The following is an 18,879-nucleotide window of genomic DNA, read 5'->3' on the forward strand; positions in this document are numbered from 1 at the left end:
GTATATCTGCATCATTAATTAATAATTCGAATCAAATTCTCTTTATCAAACAAGCTTGCAGTATTAAAATTTACCAGCAAACCAATTTTCGTATTTGTAAGTTTCAGATAAGTGGGTAATTGTTTTTTATGAACGTCTGCTAATTTCTCAACAGATTTAATTTCAACAATTACACTATCTTCAACAAGGATGTCCAATCTGAAGCCAATCTCCAATTGCACATCTTTATAACTTACAGGAATTCCGACTTGCGTTCTTATTTGTAACCCTTGTTGTACCAATTCGTAAGCGAGGGCAGCTTCGTAAACACTTTCAAAAAGCCCGGGACCAAGTGCATTATGAACCTGGAATATGGCTCCACGAATTTTATATGTCAAGTCGTTAATATCCATCGGTGTAAATCAGTGTAATCTGTGAGCAAACACAAATTAGTTAGTTATGCAACTATTTACATCGAAGATAACACGATTTCACATTTCAGGAAGCATCTGAAAAGAAATTAACAGCAAAATTTTTGACAGGAGATCAGCTCACTTTACCGGCAACTACCAGTGCAGATAAGTCAGGAGTAGGTTTACCACCTTCATCTTCTAATGTAATCGCAAACATTTGAGCACCCGGCTTGGTCTGCTTCATTTTTTGAATAGCAGCTACATCGGTTAAACTGATCATACCGGCATCGGTTGGTTGCCCATCAATGAGGAACCACAGCTGGTATTGTTTGCCTTTGGGTGCAGGTGGTAACGAAGAAGGATCGATGAATAACTCGCCGGTTGCTTTATTCCAGAACACTTCGGCCTGTTGTTTTACTTCAGGTTTTACAGAAGCCAACATCACTGATGTTAAGGAAGGGTTCGATTTTAACTGGCGATATAATTCGTAAGAAGAAACTTTTTTATTGAGTTCAGCAACTTGCTGTTCTGATGTAATAGAAGCTTGTTTTAATTTGGCTACTTCAAATCCAAGCTCCTTTTTTCCATTGTACAAATAATATGAAAAAGCAGTAGCCAGCAAAAACAATCCCCATGAAGCAGCGATAGCCAATTTGCTGAACGAAGATTTCTGTTCGGCCACAGGTTTCATCTCCACCACTTTGGCAGGTGAACCATTTGCTTCTGGTGTAGCTGTGGTTCCTGTTTTTGCAGGAAGCGAAGCCATTAATTTTTCTTTTACAGATGCAGAGGGCGTTACAGCCATTTGCATGGCACCGGCTTCGAAAGTTGCAGCAATGGCATCCACCTCTTGCTGAATTTCAGGAAACAGTTTACACAAAGCTTCAATCTTGCCAGCCTCTTCGGGAGGAAGCATACCAAGAACATAAAGCTCCAGGTCACCGGATTGTATGATACAACTTAAATCCACGTCAGGTTACATTTAGTTTTTTTCGTAATACAATTAAACTATTCCTGATTTTGGTTTTGACTGTTCCCAACGGCATATTCAATTCCTTGCTTATTTCTTCTTGGGTGTAGCCCATGAAATATGCAAGACGCATTAACTGTCGGTTTTCTTCGGGCAGGTGTAAAAGCCAGTTTTGAACATCCATTGTATCAACACTTGCTCCTGCTGAAGGAACGGTTTCGCTAACATATACGGAATCTTCCAGAGAAGAGTTTTGCGAACTGTTTTTAAAGTTTTTGGAGCGTGTTTTATCAATGGCCTGGTTACGGGCAATATTGATCATCCAGGTAAAAAGCCGCCCTTTTGACGTATCAAAGCTGCCGATATTGTTCCAGATCTTCAGCATACTTTCCTGTAAAACATCTTCGGCAGTAGCCTGATCTGTGATGATTTTCATGATAACACCCAGAATGGCGCCTGAAAATCGATCATAGAGTTCGGACATTGCCTGCTGATCGCCGTTGTTTAAACGGGCTACCAGATCTGTTTCATTATATGTAGCGGCAGTGAACAAAGAATGTTGTTTAGCGAATTTAAATAATCACTCAACGAAAAGTTGTAAAGCTGAGTTCAAGAACACTTCAACAAAGGAATTGTTGAATGATTAATTGAAATTCAGGAACAATAATGGAACTTTTTTTTCAATTAATCAAACTTAACTCACTCCTGCTCCCGGGTTGATGACCGTTGATGGTGCAACAAAATGCAGCTTGCCTTCTTTATCCTCTGCCATCAGGATCATACCATTGCTTTCAATGCCACGCATTTTTCGTGGAGCCAGATTGGCTACCACTACCACCTGCTTGCCCACAATTTCTTCGGGTTTGAAGTGAAGTGCAATACCACTTACAATGGTTCTTGTTTCAAAACCAAGATCAACCGACAGTTTCAACAGCTTATCAGCTTTCTCTACTTTTTCAGCAGTTACAATCGTTCCTACTTTGAGATCGATCTTAGCGAAATCATCAAAAATAATTTCCGGTTTCAGATTGGCTACTTCAGATTTTGATTCTTCCACTTTTGCAGTTGTTGTTTCAGGTTTTACTAATCCAGACTTTAATTTTTCTACTTGATATTTAATTTCTTCGTCTTCAATTTTTCTGAAGAGTAATTCAGGTGCACGCAACGCATAACCCACGCTCAACAATTTCAGCTTACCTGCATTTTCCCAATCGAGCATTTTCTCCACCACTTTCATCATACCCAACATTTTCTTTGCTGTGTTTGGCAAGAAGGGGTTGATGAGGATCGCAAGATTTGCACTCAACTGCAAACACAAATGCATGGTGTTATCAATACTCTTTTGTGCTTCCGGATTTTCGGCCAACTGTTTGGCAACAATCCAAGGCTCCTTCTTTTGCATGTATTGATTACCCTTGCGGCTCAAATCAATTACTTCAAACAATGCTTCACGGAACTTGTATTCTTCTAACAGATTTTCAACTTTCGATTTTGCGTTTTCAATTTCACTGATGATCCATTTATCATCTTCAACCAACACATCTTCATGCAGCTTCGGTACTTTACCGCCGCAGAGTTTGTGCATCAGCACCCATGTACGGTTTACAAAATTGCCGAAGATATTTCCCAGTTCGCTGTTCACAGCATCCTGGAAACCTTTCCACATAAATTCACTGTCTTTTGTTTCAGGAGCAATTTGTGTTAAATAATAACGAAGCATATCAACAGCCTGTCCGCCACCGTTTTCTTTCTCCACAAAATCGTTGATGTAATCACGCATGTCGAGTTTCCAGTTGCGGCTGGTACTCATTTTATCGCCTTCCAGATTTAAAAACTCGTTGGCCGGAACATTTGTTGGCAAAATATTTCCATGCAGTTTCAGCATGATCGGAAAGATGATGCAATGGAAGACGATATTATCCTTACCAATAAAATGCACCAGCTTCGTATCCTGATCGTACCAATACGGTTCCCACTCTTTGTTATTGTCAATAGCCCATTGCTTGGTAGCGCTTACATAACCGATCGGTGCATCAAACCACACATACAACACTTTTCCTTCTGCATCCTGCAACGGCACTTTAATTCCCCAATCCAGATCACGTGTTACCGCTCTTGATTGCAAACCACCCTCGATCCAGCTTTTACATTGTCCAACAACTGTTGGACGCCAATCATCTTTGTGTTCTTTCAAGATCCATTCACGCAAAAATTCTTCGTGCTTACCGAGTGGCAAATACCAATGCGATGTTTTCTTTTTGATGGGTGCTTTACCGCTGAGTGTACTTACCGGGTTAATCAACTCATCCGGACTCAAAGTACGTCCGCAGTTCTCACACTGATCACCAAATGCACGGTCGCTGCCGCAATTCGGACAAGTACCTTTTATATAACGATCGGCCAAAAATGTTTTTGCTTCTTCATCGTAATACTGTTCAGTTTCTTTTGTTTCCAGTTCACCACGTTCGTGCAGGTATGTAAAAAATTCCTGCGCCGTTTCATGATGAATCGGCTCACTGGTACGGTGGTAAATATCAAAACTCATGCTCAGGTCTTCAAAATCCTGTTTCATCGCTTCGTGGTACTTATCAATAATAGCTCTCGGCGTTGTACCTTCTTTTGTAGCCTGGATGGGAATAGCCGTTCCATGCTCATCGCTGCCGCACACAAACACCACATCTCTTTTTTGCGCACGCAGGTAACGGGCATAAATATCTGCCGGAATGTACGCACCTGCCAGGTGACCCACATGTTTCAAACCATTGGCATAAGGAAGCGCACTCGTAATTAAATATCGTTTTGGTAAACTCATTTTGTAGTCGTCTTTAGAATTTCTGTTCATCGCCTGTTGTGTCACTCACTTGTACGCAAGGTAATTCTATGCGCCAGTGCTTCACTGCAGGGGATTGCAAAAGTACCATAAACGCTCCCATTACCCAAACCCGCTACAGAAAGTAGCCCGGCCAAATGGCCGGGCTACTTTCTGTTCTATCAATTCCCCTGCAGTTATTTCTTTTTAAGCCAAGCTCTTACCGGTTCATCGTACAACTTAAGGGCCGCATAAGCCAGTACCATAAATACCATGAACAAACCAATCGCTACCGGAACGATTTCGCTTTTGGCCGGCTTTTCTACATATACCCAAGCGGTGTACACATATATGAACGGGTAATGCAGGATATAGATGGGGTACGAAATATCGCCGCAGAACTTGCACAGCTTCTCCCAAACACCACTGATTTTACTTCCTGCGCCTGCCGCAACAATTACCGGGAATACAAAAATGATTACCGCTGCTTCGTACCAGCCGTTGTACTTAAACGTGGGCAAAGCAAATAATACAAGCAATGCGACAGAGCACAGTAAGAACGCCATGGGCACCTGTATTTTTTTGCCTAGCCTGAATAATAAAAGCCCTGCCGAAAACGGAAACATCATCCGTACAAAAGCAATCCAAAAAGTATCATAGGCCCAACCTGTGCCTACATCCCCACGCCAAACGGCTGTTGCCGTTAAAGCAATGGCACTGATAACAACGATGACCCACAAAACTGTGTTGCTGAGTTTACGACCAAACAAGGCGTATAATATATTCGCAATATATTCCTGCAACAACGACCAGGTGGGACCATTGAGCGGATGTGTTTCATTCCATCCACGAATATCCGGTGCAGGTAAGATGAGTAACCCCAGCACGACAGCAGCAATCAACTTCAACACAAATACTCCGCTGAATGCTTTCGGTGCAAACGGATCGAGCAGAAAAACAATCAAACCAATCAGAATACCTAGTACAACCAACGGATGTAAACGTACCAATCGTATTTTAAAAAATTGCTTGATGCTCATTTTACCCCAACGATCATCGTAGGCATAAGCCACTACAAAACCCGACAGCAGAAAGAAAAAATCAACAGCCAGGTAGCCGTGATGTAAAGGCAGATCCTTCGGCACCGGGAATACCGCTTCAAATAAATGAAAGATGACAACAAGAATGGCGGCGACACCTCGTAGCCCATCAAGAATGGGGAAATGTGGTTTACCGCTAAGCGTTTGTGTTTGCATGTGGCAAGGGTAATAATAACTGTAATTAAAAAAGCGGGGCATTTAAAAATACCCCGCTCTCATCAAAATGCGGTTTATTTTTTCAATTCGTTAATGGTTACTGTTGGCACCAATACTTTATTGACTTTTTCCACCAATATTTCCTTTGCTAAAGTAAACGTTGCGGTTTGCTTTATTGCAAGTGAAGAAGTTCCAAGTTTTACGGTATAGGTTCCTGCATCAGCAACCCATGCAGAGGCAGCTGTATGAAACGATGCCAATAATTTGGCATCAATCACAAACTGCAAGGTTTGTGTTTGGCCGGGTTGCAGTAAATCGGTTTTGGCAAATGCTTTTAATTCTTCATTGGGTTTATCGAGTTTATTGGTTGGTGCAGCAATGTAAAGCTGTACCACTTCTTTACCGGCAACAGTACCGGTATTGGTCACTTCCAATGTAATCACCAATTTACCTTTAAAGGTGCTGCTGCTGAGTTTTACATTTTTATAATCGAAGTTGGTATAGCTTAACCCATAACCAAATTCGTAAGCGGGTTTTACATTAAATGTGTTGTAATAACGATAGCCTACATACACACCTTCTTCATGTGTTACTTCTGCGGGTATTTCTTTTTGACCCATAAAACCTGTAACAGCTTTCTCTTTAAATTCTTTACCGGGAAAATTCTTAGCGGTTATTTCATCTTCATACTTCACCGGAAATGTTACAGCCAGTTTTCCAGAGGGATTTACTTTTCCGCTCAATACATCTGCTACTGCATTACCTGCTTCCAGACCCGGTTGCCATGCCAGCAATACGGCATCTACTTTGTCTCTCCAGCTGGCTACTTCAATTACTCCACCTGCATTAATAATCACCACTACTTTCTTCCCTTTTGCATGAAATGCTGTGCTTACTTCATCAATCAGTTGCTGCTCTGCTTTACTCAGGTTAAAATCGTTGAGCACCACTCGGTCTTTCCCTTCGCCTGCATTACGACCAATGGTTATAACAGCCATATCGCTGCTTGCTGCTTTGCTGCTGATGATTGCATTGTTCAGCAACAATTCCGATGCATTGGGTGTGGGATTTACAAACTCTTCAATAAATGATTTCTTCGGATGCTTTGCTTTATAGTCGTAGAGATAAGCGGAGTAGATGGTTTTCAATTCTGCATCCACCGTATAACCGGCGTTCTGCAAACCTTCCACCAACGAAATGGTGTATTCTTCATTTACATCGCCACTGCCGGTACCACCCGAAATAAAATCGTACGAGGTATTACCAAACGCTGCAATATTTTTCGCTGCAATAATGGGCAATGCCGTGTTATTATTTTTCAACAACACCATACCATTCGCTGCAGCTTCACGTGCAAGCACTGCATGCTGTTTCAGATCGGGTTTATTACTGAATGCATATTTTTTAAATGCAGGTGTTTCTAAAATATAGGCCACAATACGTGTTGCATTTTCATCCAGCACTTTTACATCGAGTGTTTTGTTATTGATGGCATCTGTAATTGCCTTACGTTTCTGTGGTGTACCGGGCATCAGTAAATCGTTACCGGCTTTCATTTGCGCTACAGCATCTTTACCACCAAACCAATCGGTCATTACCATTCCTTTAAAACCCCAATCTTTACGTAATACAGTTGTCAGCAGATCGTACGATTGTGAAGTATAGGTTCCGTTTAACAAGTTGTACGAGCTCATCACTGTCCATGGTTTTGCTTCTTTTACCACCAGTTCAAACCCACGCAAATAAATTTCACGCAATGCCCGTTCGCTTACAATAGCATCTACCGAGTTGCGGTTTGTTTCCTGGTTGTTTACAGCAAAATGTTTTACCGAAGTTCCTACACCATTCCATTGTATACCGTTCACCATTGCTGTTGCAATTTTCCCGGTTACCAACGGATCTTCCGAATAGTATTCAAAATTTCTTGCGCCTAAGGGATTACGCATAATGTTCATGCCGGGACCAAGAATCACATCCACCCCATATTCTTTTACTTCGTTGCCCATTGCTTTACCAACCTGTTCAACAAGTTTCACATCCCATGTAGATGCAAGTAATGTTGCCACGGGCCACGCTGTTGCGTAATACGTATTCGCATCGTTTACACGCTTGGGTTCAATACGTAAACCGGCAGGACCATCGGCCACAACAGTTGTTGGTAACCCGAGTTGTGGTAAAGCAAACGTAGTTCCTGCAGCGCCGGGCACTTTATCCATTGTTTGTCCAACATTGGGTGCACCGCCGGGCATATTCATGGCGCCCATTTTCATACCCATACCCACCACAAGATTTATTTTCTCGTCGAGGGTCATTTTACTTACCAGCTCTTTGGCTTTTGTGTAATTATTTTCCTGCGCATTGTTTACGAAAGGAAAGAACAGAAGGAGTGCAATACTCTGCATGAGATATTTCATTTGACAACATCGTTTTAGGCTTCTAAGGTGCAGAAGATAGCAACCGGTTGATTTGATAATTGTCAAATAATATATTCGTAATGCCGGGGTTTCGAAACAGGTTGCTCCTAAGGAGCAGGTTTATGTTTATGCAATTGCTATAAATGGGAAACACCTCCGGAGTTAATGCAACGTTTAAACAGATTGAAAGACTATTAAAATCTTATATGGATGCCTTGTCCCGTAGGGACACCCTATTTATAGAGATTTTAGAGCGATGTCCGTCCGCTCCGTAGGAGCAACCGGTTCATTCCAAAATCATTACCGTGCAGAACGGATACGGCTGAGCGTTTCCAGCGTTACCCCCAAAAAAGAAGCGATATACGAAACAGGAACACGCCTGATCATATCGGGAAACTGCTGCAACAATTTTTCGTAACGCTGCTGAGCTGTTTCAAACTGGATCGAGTCCATCCGCATTTGCGAAAGAATCAATGAGCCGGTGAGCATTTTGCGAAACAGCGTTTCTACATCATGATACTTTTTTGCCAGCTCCATTAATTTGTTGTGATGAATGCCCAACACTTCGGCCGGTTCAATGGTTTGAATGATGAGGTGACTGGGTGTGCGTTGAAAAAAACTGGTGATGGATAAAAAGAACTGTCCATCCATCGCTATCCATTCGGTAATTTCTTTACCGCCCTTGTAATAATAAATGCGGGCAATGCCTTTGTTGATGAAAAAAATATAATCGGCTACTTCCTTTTCACGAACAAGAAAATGATCCTTCGGTACAATCCATTGGTCGAAGGCAGCAAGAAACAGTTCTCTGCTTTCGGGAGATAATTTTGAAAGTTGGTCGACTGCTTGCTGTAACTGTTCCACTGTTTTGAAAAAAGAAAGATAAGAAATTAACGAACCTGTCAACATACGGGCAGCAGAAGTTTGTATCTTTTACCTGTAAAGATTGTACATGAACCGTAAAACATTTGTCTCCTCATTAGCAGCAGCAGGTGCGGCTATCCCTTCACTGGCTTCGGGTTTACACGAAGAAGTTGATGCAAGTGGTATTATTCCGCATTACCTGAAGCAAGGCGATACCATCGGCATTACATCGCCTGCCGGTTACATTACCGAAAAAGAAATTCAACCGACCATTCAACAAATTGAAAGCTGGGGATTGAAAGTAAAGATCGGTTCAACCATTGGCAAGCGTGATCATACATTCGGCGGCACCGATGCAGAACGCATTGCCGATTTTCAACAACTCATTGATGATGCAACAGTAAAAGCCATTCTTTGTGCAAGAGGTGGCTATGGTTTCGTACGCATCATCGATCAACTCGATTTTTCAGCAATGAAAGTGCATCCCAAGTGGATGATCGGCTTCAGTGATATTACTGTACTGCACAGCCACCTCAACCGCAACTTTGGTATCGCTTCTATTCATTCAAAAATGTGTAACAGTTTTCCGGATGATTGGAGTAAGGCCGAACCGATACAGGTTGAAACCATTCTTTCCATCCGTGATGCATTAACAGGCATAAACATGAAATACACGGCACCTGCGAATGAACATAATAAAACAGGTGTGGCAAAAGGAACCTTGGTTGGTGGTAATTTAAAAACATTGGAATCGCTTGCCGGCAGTAAAAGCGATTTACGCACCACCAATAAAATTCTGTTTGTAGAAGATACGGGTGAGTACCTGTACAGCATCGATCGTATGTTCTGGAATTTAAAACGAAGCGGCAAGCTCGATCATTTAGCCGGATTAATTATCGGCGGCTTTAAAATAAAACCCAGCGAGGATCCTGCAGAAGAGTTTGGTAAAAACCTCTATGAAATTGTGATGGAAAAAATTCCCGATTGCAGCTACCCAGTTTGTTTTGATTTTCCGGTGGGCCATCAGAAAAATAATTTCGCACTCAAATGCGGCGTGCAACATAAATTGCAGGTTACAACAAACGGAACAACCTTAACCGAAGTATAATGAAGATTCCTCCTTACTTACAACAAGGCGATACCATTGCCATAACATGCCCTGCAGGTTATATGCCGCTCGAAAAAGCAGAAACCTGTATTCATGTTTTGCAACAATGGGGTTATGAAGTATTGGTAGGCAAAACGCTCGGCAGTAAATCGAAAACTTATTTCAGCGGAACGGATGAAGAACGCCTGAATGAATTCCAGGCGATGCTGGATGCGCCGGAAATAAAAGCGATTCTTTGCGGTCGTGGTGGTTATGGTGTTGGGCGAATTATTGATCAGCTGGATTTTACTGCATTCAAAAAAAATCCCAAATGGATTATTGGTTTTAGTGACATCACTGTACTTCATGCACACATCAACCGGAATTATAAAATTGCCACCCTGCATTCATCCATGGCATCAGCGTTTAATGGTGGTGGTTATAAAAACAAATATGTGCAATCCATTAAAGCGGCAGTAGAAGGTATCAAAGCCGATTACAGTTGCAAAACACATAAGCTCAACCATACCGGTACAGCAACAGCCGAACTTGTGGGCGGTAATCTTGCATTGATCGCCCACCTCATCGGCACCAAAAGCGATTACCAGACAAAAGGAAAAATCCTCTTTATAGAAGATGTGGGTGAACAGCATTACAATGTTGATCGTATGCTGCACCAGCTAAAACGCAGCGGGAAATTGGATGCGCTTGCGGGATTGATCATTGGTGGCTTTACCGATATGCAGGATACCGAACGGCCTTTTGGTAAAAAGGTATACGATTTAATACACGACCTCATCAGTGAATACAAGTACCCTGTTTGTTTTGGCTTTCCGGTTAGTCACGATAAAGAAAATCTTGCTTTAAAAGTGGGCGCAACCTATCAATTACAGGTAAATCATGAGCAGGTACGCTTAAGAGAGAAATAAGATTACTAAGTGTATACACGTACAGAATGAAAAGCTTTTTGCCTTTGCAGAAAGCTTTTCTGTTTTTCATCAGTTTTTGATCATGTGGTTTACTGATGCCCGTCAGAAATACCCGTGACACAAGTCACTCAAAACACTGTAATCGATCATTCTGCGGCAAACGAGGCGTTCCAATATTTGTGGAGTCAAATTAATTAAACGTTCACAAATAAATCAAGCATCATGAAACGCCAATCAATTCTACTGATTATTGCTATGTTCCTGGTTGCAGGCATAGCAAACGCACAAAGCAAATACACTACAAAATCATTTCAACTGCTTATAAACGGCACATCTAACGTTCACGACTGGAGCTCTAAAGCAACCAATGTAACAGTTACCGGCGATTTTCTGGTAAACAACAATATCCCTGAAAAAATCAACAGTGCTACCGTTAAGGTGCAAACCAAATCACTGAAAAGCACCAAGGATTCTGACCTGATGGATGACCGCACATACAGCACGCTGAAAGCAGATAAGTTTCCTGAAATCGTTTACGTTTTTACAAAAATCATCAACGTACAGCAAAGTGGCGGCGAAACCATCATGAACGTAAGCGGCAACTTAACCCTGGGTGGTGTTACTAAACCTACCGATCTCACCTTGCGTATTAAAACACTGCCTAATGGCGATCTTGAAATTAAAGGCAGCAAAAAAATTACAATGAGTACTTATGGCATTAAACCTCCAAGCTTCATGCTGGGTGCCATGAAAGTTGCTGATGAAGTAACACTCAGTTACGATGTAATTCTTAAAAAAGCTTAACCCATAACAATTATTCATTAACTCAATTAAAACAAAGTATATGAAACGTTTCCTTACAAACTGTCTGAGAAAAACTGCAGTAACTGCACTTATTCTATCTCCTTTAGCCTTACAGGCTCAGCAGCCAAAAATTCAAAACCTCAGAGCTTACGACCAAAGCGGTATCAATGTATTTGAAACTCCAAAAGAAACAGATGTTAAGTTCGATGGACTTAAAGTTCGTTTCGGCGCAGGCTTTACACAACAATTCCAGGCAATCAAAAGCGAAAACCCCGGCGCATTAAACAGCGGTGGTACTTCTGTTGCAACAGCTGGAGCAAATAAACTCTATCCATTAAAACCCGGTTTCATGACTGCGCAAGCCAATTTATTTATGGATGTACAGTTGGCAGATGGTATCCGCTTAAACTTAACCAGTTACCTGTCTGCACGTCACCACAACGAAACATGGGTAAAGGGTGGTTATATCCAATTCGATAAACTTCCTTTCAAAGGAAAAGTATGGGATGACATTATGAAAGTTACCACTATTAAAGTGGGTCACTTTGAAGTAAACTATGGCGATGCGCACTACCGCAGACCCGATGGCGGACAAACACTCTACAGTCCTTTCATGGAAGGTAATGTAATGGATGCCTTTGCAACTGAAATTGGTGGCGAAGTATATGTTCAGAAAAATGGTTTATTCGGAATGGTTGGTTTAACCAACGGTATGATCAAAGGAAACATTGATACTGTTTTTGCATCAGCTGATGGAAAAACTACCAGAAAACCTTCTATTTACCTGAAAGCTGGTATCGACAAACAAGTTACAGACAATGTACGTCTTCGTTTAAGCGGTAGCTATTATCACAACGGTGGTAACTATGGCAGTGGTCTTACACTTTATGGTGGCGACCGTACCGGTTCTAACTATCAAAATGCGTACGACCAGTGGGTTAAATCAGGTGCAGCTCAGGCATCAACTGCAGCAGCATTCTCTGGCCGTTTCAACCCAGGTTTCAGCAATAAAGTTGACGCTGTTATGCTGAACGGATTTGCTAAAATCTACGGATTTGAATTCTTCGGAACTTACGAATCTGCAAACGGAAGAAGCAAAACTGAAACTAAACCCCGTCATGCATCACAATATGCAGTAGAAGGTATCTACAGAATAGGTAAAGAAGAAAACCTTTTCTTAGGTGTTCGTTACAACGGTGTAAGTTCTGATATGGTTGGCTATACTAACGAAGTTGAAGTAAACCGTTTCTGCTTAGCAGGTGGCTGGTTCATTACCAAAAACGTGTTGATGAAAGCAGAAGTAGTAAACCAACAGTATAAAAACTTCTTACAATCAGACTATCGTTACAACGGTAAATTCAATGGCTTTGTTCTTGAAGCAGTAGTAGGATTCTAATCAGATACAACAACTAAGCAAGGCTCTGTGAATAACGGAGCCTTGTTTCTTCTCAACCAACTATGTTACGTCTGCTGTTTATATTACCTCTTTTTTTCCTGGCAACAGATAAAGCTGTTCCGGTAAAACTGGTTTATCATATTGATGATAAAAGCCAGCTCTTCTTAACAGGTACTACCAGCGTCAACGATTTTTCCTGCGATTGTAAAGACAAATTTCAACCAGCCGTACTCGAAGGCGAAATTAATCCTGCCAACCGGCAGCTTTCATTTAAAAATGCAAAGCTCAGCATTAAAACCAAACTCCTCAGTTGTAAAAATAACCTCATGAACAGGGATATGCACAAGGCCCTGAAAGCTGATGAACACCCTTATATTTTCGTAGATATTGTAAACGCAACTCCGCTCCATAACGAAAAAGAACTGCAAACAGGCCGGCAATACAGTTACAATGTTGTTACTGTTATACACATTGCAGGCATTGCCAAGGCTCAATTGATACAGGTAAAAATGCAACGCATAAAAGACCACTACTACAAGCTTACTGCAGAGAAACAAATTAAAATGAGCGAGTACGATATTAAACCCCGCACTCCTTTCAACATCATCAAAATCGATGACACCATTACCATCCACTTCGAATTACTGGTGGATGCAGATAAATAATGATACAATAAGCAGCTGGCTTCATTTCCGCAATAAACTATCCAGCTTTTTTGTAAACAGTTCGTACTTCGCCAGGTTATTATGGCTTCCTTTCTCAATTGTTACAAACACATCTGTTTTTTTCAGCAAAGGTTTTAACCTTACTGCATGTTTATACGGAATAATGCCATCGGCTGTTCCATGAAAAACAGTTACCGGCGCTTTTACCTGCTGCAAAAATTCGTACAACGGAAAATGATACCGGATAATGGTTGCTGTAGGATAGATAGGGAAATGCGCACTTGCCAGCTCGGGCATGCTGTAGTAAGGTGTTTCAAGAATTAATTGTTTGCAAGGCGCATAACTTGCCAGTTCTGTTGCAACAGCTGTACCTAACGACCGGCCATAGATAGTAATAGCATCAGCTGCATATTTTTTAGCGGCGAGCTTGTACAAAGCAGCTGCATCTGCATACACACGCTCTTCTTTAAATATCCCTGTAGCTTTTCCAAAACCCGGGTATTCCAACATCCACACTTCATAACCATAACCAGTAAGCAATGTGGCTGCTTCTGCGTAATGTGTAATATTGTCTTTGTTGCCATGAAAATAAAGCACTACCCCTTTGCAGCCAGTCGTATCTGCAGGAAACAACTTAACAGCATGCATGATTTCGTTTTCACTTACAGGAATATTCAACTCTTCGAAACGTTGTTGAAACCGGTAAGCATAGCCTGCTTTTAACTTTTTCGGCTGCAGAAAAATACTGTCTTGTAAATACCATAAGGCGATGCCAATACCACAGTATAAAATAATCAAGAGTTTAATTGCGCCCTTTATCCGTCGTTTTGTTTTTACTTCCATACCTATACTTTCAGAATATCACGGATAAAATTATGATACTCCGGGAAAGAAGGCAGATTATTATGTCCGCCACCATGTATACGAATGAGTGTAATACGTCTTGGATTGATCTGTTGCAGCCGTTCGCTGTGTGCTAATGGAATTAAACGGTCTTTGGTGCCGTGCAGAATATAGGTATGGCATTTTACATTTTCAATCCATTGATCGGTTCTTAAATGATAACGCAGTACAAAACGTATGGGTAAAAACGGCAGAAAGCGTTCCACTACTTTGCGAAAACTGTAATACGGCGCATCCAGAATTAAGTAGCGTGGCAAATTATCGGCAGCCAGTTTGGTAGCAAAACCGCTGCCCATGCTGCGGCCATACACCAGTATATGATCTTCCGGGTACTGCAAACAAAGCTGATCGTACACAAACTGCATATCGTTGAGCATGGCTTGTTCACTTCGTTTACCAATGCTTTTTCCAAAACCACGATAATCGACCAGCACCACATCGTACCCGAAACGAAAAAAATCACGGGCATACTTACCCCAGCCTTTAATACTACGGGTGTTGCCATGAAAATAAAGAATCAGTCCATGTGGTTTCTTTACATGAAAATGAATACCGCTGATAGTTACACCTGGTTCGGGCTGAAAACTGATTTCTTTAAACGGTGCATCGTATTTGAATTCAAAATCGGCAGCCAGCTTCTCGGGTTTAAAAATAAATTTCTCCTGTATGAAATAAGCAATCACCATTAACAGGATGTAGCCGATGATGATATAAAGAACAGTTAATGACAATGCAGTGTTGGTTTGAAGTTGACTGTACCGGTTTTTCAAGTTAACGAGAATAAACGAAATAAAAACGTCATTGCTCTTTTACCTGCAATGACGTTGAAAAAATTTGAAAGCGTATACTCTCTATTCCTCCTCATCTTCCTCACGGAAAATGCGTCTCAGCTTCAGGTTACTGATAGGCGATACAATAAGCGGAAATTTCTCCACTGCCACATTGCTCATATCCAATCCAAAGCCCTTTTCTTCGCTTAAGCCAATCTTCTTCACCAGGAAATAAATACGCATAATAATCCGTTCGAAGAATGGCAGCTCGTTATCCTGGCTCAGGAATTTTTCCATTACCACAAACTGAAAATCGCCCACCACATTATTGCGTTGTAAACTTTCGTAACGGCTGGTGATATTCACTTCCTTATTTGCCACCATATCTTCCACTACTTTACGGAACATGAGGTTAATCCTTGGCTGCATACGGAAACCTAAACGGAACTCCACACGAATGACTTCATTTGGAATAATGGTGGTTACTTCATACTCGCAGGTATAGGGATCATCCAGTGTATCTACATGCACAAACCAATAAATATCGGCACGTTTGGGTTTGCGGTTCAAAATTGAATAGATGATCTTATGCTCAATTTCCTTCGGGTTATTGGCACTGGTAAGATATACAAGGTGTGTGGCATGTTTGGTTACCGTCATATCATTACTCAACTCCTGCAACATGGGCAGGTAATGATCGAGCCGTACAAATTCCACGTAACGATTTTTGATTTTTCGTGCACGATACCACACATACATGATGATGAATAAGCCGCCCCCAACAATTAAAGCAATATAACCACCATGTGAAAACTTCGAAAGATTGGCAGCAAGGAACCCAAGCTCAATCGACAGATAAACAATAAGGAATATGTAAATCAAGAATGAGTTGATGCGATGTGCTACCAGGTAGTTGGCAAATAAAACGGTTGTAGCCAACATACAAAGTGTAATGGCCAAACCATAGGCAGATTCCATATGTGCTGCCGACCTGAAATATAAAGTAATACCTACGCAACCAATAAATAACAACAGGTTTACGGCAGGTATAAACAACTGTCCACGTTCTTCGCTCGGGTAAACAATTTTTACACGTGGCCACAGATTCAAACGCATGGCCTCACTGATGAGTGTAAACGAACCGCTGATCAAGGCCTGGCTGGCAATAATGGCTGCCGATGTTGCAATAATTAAACCTACCAACCGGAACCACTCCGGCATTACACCGTAAAAAGGGTTAAACCCGCTTGAAATCATATCGGCAGTAATTACATCGCCGGTGTGGTTTGCCAGCAACCAGGCACCCTGCCCGAAATAGTTGAAGATTAAACAGGTTTTTACAAATATCCAGGAGGTACGTATGTTTTCTCTTCCGCAATGTCCAAGATCGCTGTACAATGCTTCAGCACCCGTAGTACAAAGAAACACGCCGCCCAGTATCCAGAAACCGTTGGGGTATTTTACCAACAGTTCAATGGCGTAATAGGGATTGAGCGCTTTAAATACGTGTACCTCATCGGCAAAGTGAATAACGCCCATCAACGCCAGCATCAAAAACCAAATCATCATAATAGGCCCAAATGCCTTACCAATATAATTGGTACCGAATTGCTGTATCAGAAACAACAGTACCAGGATGCCTATAACAATATAAACGATGGTGTCTTGCTCAATGTGTTTAAAAACATCAATCTGTTTTAAACCCTCGATAGCAGAGGTAACAGAGATAGGCGGAGTTATCATACCATCGGCCAGTAAAGCTGCACCACCAATCATGGCGGGTATAACCAACCATTTTCTGCGACGGCGAACGAGTGTGTACAAGGCAAAAATGCCCCCTTCACCCCTGTTATCGGCCCGCAGGGTGAGCCATACATACTTGAGTGTGGTTTGCAGTGTAAGCGTCCATATTACACAAGACAATGCACCAACAATTAAAAACTCTGAAATTTCTTTTCCGGTAATGATGGCATTTAACACGTACAGGGGAGAAGTTCCGATGTCGCCGTAAATAATACCTAACGCAATTAATAAGCCAGCTGCTGTGACTTTGGATGTGTGCTTTCCCACAAATAGAATTTAAGTGAGGATACGAACCAATTGGTCGATTGGTTGATCTTACAAAAATCAAAGTTAATAGAAGGAAACATATGAGCAAGAAAAATCAACACAAAGCAGCCTCAGCAGGCTACGAATTGTTAGTAATTCTTTAGCTGAAAGATGAGAGAAAGCAGTCACTTCTTGTCAAGTTTTATTCACCCACAACAAACTGCCATCGCCATAGCTGAGGAAACGGTAATCGTTGGCAAGTGCATAACGGTACACCTTACGCCAGTCTTCGCCAATTAAAGCGGCCACGAGTAACAATAAAGTTGAGCTGGGTTGATGAAAATTGGTAAGTATAGCACCAGCCACTCTTGCTGTGTAGCCCGGCGCAATTAATACCTGGGTATGGCAGATGATTTTTTGCAGCTTTTGTTGCTGCATCCAGTCAAGCAATGCCTGCAATGCATCTTTTGCCGATGCATTTTGTAAAGGCAGATCATACGCATCCCATTGTTGTACTTCCAGTTGATGAATTGTTGCATTGGGGTTGAGCAAAACTTTTACACCCATCCAGTATAAACTTTCAATGGTGCGGAGCGATGTTGTACCAACCGGAATAACGGGCCTGGGCAGTTGCTGCAGTAATTCTTCAATGGCATCTGCATCAACTTCAATCCACTCCCGGTGCATGTGATGATCCTGCATGGTGGTACTTTTTACCGGCTGAAAGGTACCGGCTCCCACATGCAGTGTAACAAATGAATGTTTAATGCCTTTTTCCTGTAGTTGCAGTAACAGCTGCGGTGTAAAATGTAAACCGGCTGTTGGTGCAGCCACACTTCCTTCTTGCCGTGCATACACTGTTTGATAACGGTCATAGTCAGCCGCTTCTGTCTGGCGTTGCAGGTAAGGCGGCAAGGGCAACACACCGGCATAATGCAACAGTTCTGCAAAGGTGAAATAAGTGTTATCCCAGCTGAATTCAATTTCAAAACATCCCTGTTGTACATTCATTTTTTCTGCCTTCAGCAACACCGCTCCTTTTGGTGTTTGCAAAGGCTTTTCCAAAAACTGTTGCTTCCATTTACCGGCTCCTCCAACCAGGCAAGTCCACCGTACGTTCCCCTGGCTCATCATAGCCTGTGTAAGTTCCACACCTGCAGCAGGCTCCAGGCAAAAAATTTCGATTTTACTGCCGGTATCTTTCTGAAACAGGATGCGTGCTTCGATCACTTTGGTATTGTTAAACACCAGTAATGCATCGGCAGGTAAATGTTGCGGTAAATGACGGTACACATCGCTGATGATTGTTCCTTCTTTATAAATAAGCAATTTGCTGAGATCCCTTTCTGTGAGAGGGTAACGGGCAATACGCTCATCGGGCAGATCGTATGTAAAATCACTGATTTGTAGTTGCGAAGGATGCATGCTGCAAAGAAAATGAAATTGCAGGAATAGCTGCCAGCCGAACAGTGAAGAAAAAATTGAAAGCAGAGGAGGACCGCTTCAATTATTATTTAGCAGCAACCGTACCCAGCTGTTCATGCAATAAATAAAAAAAGCTAACTTGGCTA

16 protein-coding genes are annotated in these 18,879 nt (G+C 41.8%); 5 read left to right on the plus strand and 11 right to left on the minus strand.

What is annotated here, in order from left to right; translation table 11 throughout:
- Positions 1–14: 14 nt before the first annotated feature.
- From IQ13_RS17925 to IQ13_RS17955, 7 genes are all read right to left on the minus strand, one after another.
- The gene (locus IQ13_RS17925; RefSeq protein ID WP_144888005.1) at positions 15–392 is read right to left on the minus strand and encodes a GxxExxY protein; all 378 of its coding nucleotides are present in this window, start codon (positions 390–392) and stop codon (positions 15–17) included.
- Between the two features lie 133 nt (positions 393–525).
- Positions 526–1,308: an anti-sigma factor gene (locus IQ13_RS17930; RefSeq protein ID WP_158637436.1), complete on the minus strand. Its 783-nt coding sequence runs from the start codon at positions 1,306–1,308 to the stop codon at positions 526–528.
- A 55-nt stretch (positions 1,309–1,363) separates the two neighbouring features.
- Positions 1,364–1,915: an RNA polymerase sigma factor gene (locus IQ13_RS17935; RefSeq protein ID WP_144888007.1), complete on the minus strand. Its 552-nt coding sequence runs from the start codon at positions 1,913–1,915 to the stop codon at positions 1,364–1,366.
- 141 nt (positions 1,916–2,056) lie between these two features.
- Positions 2,057–4,204: a methionine--tRNA ligase gene (gene metG, locus IQ13_RS17940; protein ID WP_242009585.1), complete on the minus strand. Its 2,148-nt coding sequence runs from the start codon at positions 4,202–4,204 to the stop codon at positions 2,057–2,059.
- 164 nt (positions 4,205–4,368) lie between these two features.
- Complete coding sequence (locus IQ13_RS17945) at positions 4,369–5,427, minus strand: acyltransferase family protein (RefSeq protein WP_144888008.1); 1,059 nt, start codon at positions 5,425–5,427, stop codon at positions 4,369–4,371.
- A 74-nt stretch (positions 5,428–5,501) separates the two neighbouring features.
- Positions 5,502–7,841, minus strand: a complete 2,340-nt coding sequence (locus tag IQ13_RS17950; protein WP_144888009.1) for a glycoside hydrolase family 3 C-terminal domain-containing protein — start codon at positions 7,839–7,841, stop codon at positions 5,502–5,504.
- Positions 7,842–8,141: 300 nt separating this feature from the next.
- On the minus strand, positions 8,142–8,705 hold the full coding sequence (locus tag IQ13_RS17955; protein ID WP_158637437.1) for a Crp/Fnr family transcriptional regulator: 564 nt from the start codon (positions 8,703–8,705) through the stop codon (positions 8,142–8,144).
- A gap of 88 nt (positions 8,706–8,793) precedes the next feature.
- Here IQ13_RS17955 and IQ13_RS17960 point away from each other — a divergent pair, with 88 nt between their 5' ends.
- The 5 genes from IQ13_RS17960 (at position 8,794) to IQ13_RS17980 (ending at position 13,586) form a co-directional block, all read left to right on the plus strand.
- Positions 8,794–9,813, plus strand: a complete 1,020-nt coding sequence (locus IQ13_RS17960) for a S66 peptidase family protein (protein WP_144888011.1) — start codon at positions 8,794–8,796, stop codon at positions 9,811–9,813.
- On the plus strand, positions 9,813–10,721 hold the full coding sequence (locus IQ13_RS17965) for a S66 peptidase family protein (RefSeq protein WP_144888012.1): 909 nt from the start codon (positions 9,813–9,815) through the stop codon (positions 10,719–10,721). Before IQ13_RS17960 ends, IQ13_RS17965 begins: the two co-directional genes overlap by 1 nt.
- Before the next feature lie 222 nt (positions 10,722–10,943).
- Entirely contained in the window at positions 10,944–11,525 is a 582-nt protein-coding gene (locus tag IQ13_RS17970; protein ID WP_144888013.1) for a YceI family protein, read from the plus strand.
- Positions 11,526–11,565: 40 nt separating this feature from the next.
- Positions 11,566–12,921, plus strand: coding sequence for a hypothetical protein (locus tag IQ13_RS17975; RefSeq protein WP_144888014.1), 1,356 nt, complete (start codon positions 11,566–11,568; stop codon positions 12,919–12,921).
- 62 nt (positions 12,922–12,983) lie between these two features.
- Positions 12,984–13,586 carry a hypothetical protein gene (locus IQ13_RS17980; RefSeq protein WP_144888015.1) on the plus strand — a complete coding sequence of 201 codons (603 nt, stop codon included), beginning with the start codon at positions 12,984–12,986 and terminating at the stop codon, positions 13,584–13,586.
- A 21-nt stretch (positions 13,587–13,607) separates the two neighbouring features.
- Here IQ13_RS17980 and IQ13_RS17985 read toward each other — a convergent pair whose 3' ends face one another.
- The 4 genes from IQ13_RS17985 to IQ13_RS18000 all read right to left on the minus strand — a co-directional run bounded on the left by IQ13_RS17985 (position 13,608) and on the right by IQ13_RS18000 (position 18,733).
- Positions 13,608–14,429 carry an alpha/beta hydrolase gene (locus tag IQ13_RS17985; RefSeq protein WP_144888016.1) on the minus strand — a complete coding sequence of 274 codons (822 nt, stop codon included), beginning with the start codon at positions 14,427–14,429 and terminating at the stop codon, positions 13,608–13,610.
- A gap of 2 nt (positions 14,430–14,431) precedes the next feature.
- A complete protein-coding gene (locus tag IQ13_RS17990; protein ID WP_144888017.1) occupies positions 14,432–15,220 on the minus strand; it encodes an alpha/beta hydrolase in 789 nt (262 codons plus the stop codon).
- Positions 15,221–15,340: 120 nt separating this feature from the next.
- A complete protein-coding gene (locus IQ13_RS17995) occupies positions 15,341–17,329 on the minus strand; it encodes a KUP/HAK/KT family potassium transporter (RefSeq protein WP_144888018.1) in 1,989 nt (662 codons plus the stop codon).
- A gap of 174 nt (positions 17,330–17,503) precedes the next feature.
- Positions 17,504–18,733 carry an S-adenosylmethionine:tRNA ribosyltransferase-isomerase gene (locus IQ13_RS18000; RefSeq protein ID WP_144888019.1) on the minus strand — a complete coding sequence of 410 codons (1,230 nt, stop codon included), beginning with the start codon at positions 18,731–18,733 and terminating at the stop codon, positions 17,504–17,506.
- Positions 18,734–18,879 lie beyond the last annotated feature (146 nt).

This window comes from Lacibacter cauensis, from assembly GCF_007830055.1.
GTDB lineage: Bacteria > Bacteroidota > Bacteroidia > Chitinophagales > Chitinophagaceae > Lacibacter > Lacibacter cauensis.

Bases quoted from the DNA above. Each gene is read 5' to 3' on its own strand.
- IQ13_RS17985 (WP_144888016.1), bottom strand. From the start codon at position 14,429: ATGGAAGTAAAAACAAAACGACGGATAAAGGGCGCAATTAAACTCTTG.
- IQ13_RS17950 (WP_144888009.1), bottom strand. From the start codon at position 7,841: ATGAAATATCTCATGCAGAGTATTGCACTCCTTCTGTTCTTTCCTTTC.
- IQ13_RS17925 (WP_144888005.1), bottom strand. From the start codon at position 392: ATGGATATTAACGACTTGACATATAAAATTCGTGGAGCCATATTCCAG.
- IQ13_RS17970 (WP_144888013.1), top strand. From the start codon at position 10,944: ATGAAACGCCAATCAATTCTACTGATTATTGCTATGTTCCTGGTTGCA.
- IQ13_RS17930 (WP_158637436.1), bottom strand. From the start codon at position 1,308: ATGCTTCCTCCCGAAGAGGCTGGCAAGATTGAAGCTTTGTGTAAACTG.
- IQ13_RS17945 (WP_144888008.1), bottom strand. From the start codon at position 5,427: ATGCAAACACAAACGCTTAGCGGTAAACCACATTTCCCCATTCTTGAT.
- IQ13_RS18000 (WP_144888019.1), bottom strand. From the start codon at position 18,733: ATGCATCCTTCGCAACTACAAATCAGTGATTTTACATACGATCTGCCC.
- metG (WP_242009585.1), bottom strand. From the start codon at position 4,204: ATGAACAGAAATTCTAAAGACGACTACAAAATGAGTTTACCAAAACGA.
- IQ13_RS17960 (WP_144888011.1), top strand. From the start codon at position 8,794: ATGAACCGTAAAACATTTGTCTCCTCATTAGCAGCAGCAGGTGCGGCT.
- IQ13_RS17980 (WP_144888015.1), top strand. From the start codon at position 12,984: ATGTTACGTCTGCTGTTTATATTACCTCTTTTTTTCCTGGCAACAGAT.
- IQ13_RS17975 (WP_144888014.1), top strand. From the start codon at position 11,566: ATGAAACGTTTCCTTACAAACTGTCTGAGAAAAACTGCAGTAACTGCA.
- IQ13_RS17965 (WP_144888012.1), top strand. From the start codon at position 9,813: ATGAAGATTCCTCCTTACTTACAACAAGGCGATACCATTGCCATAACA.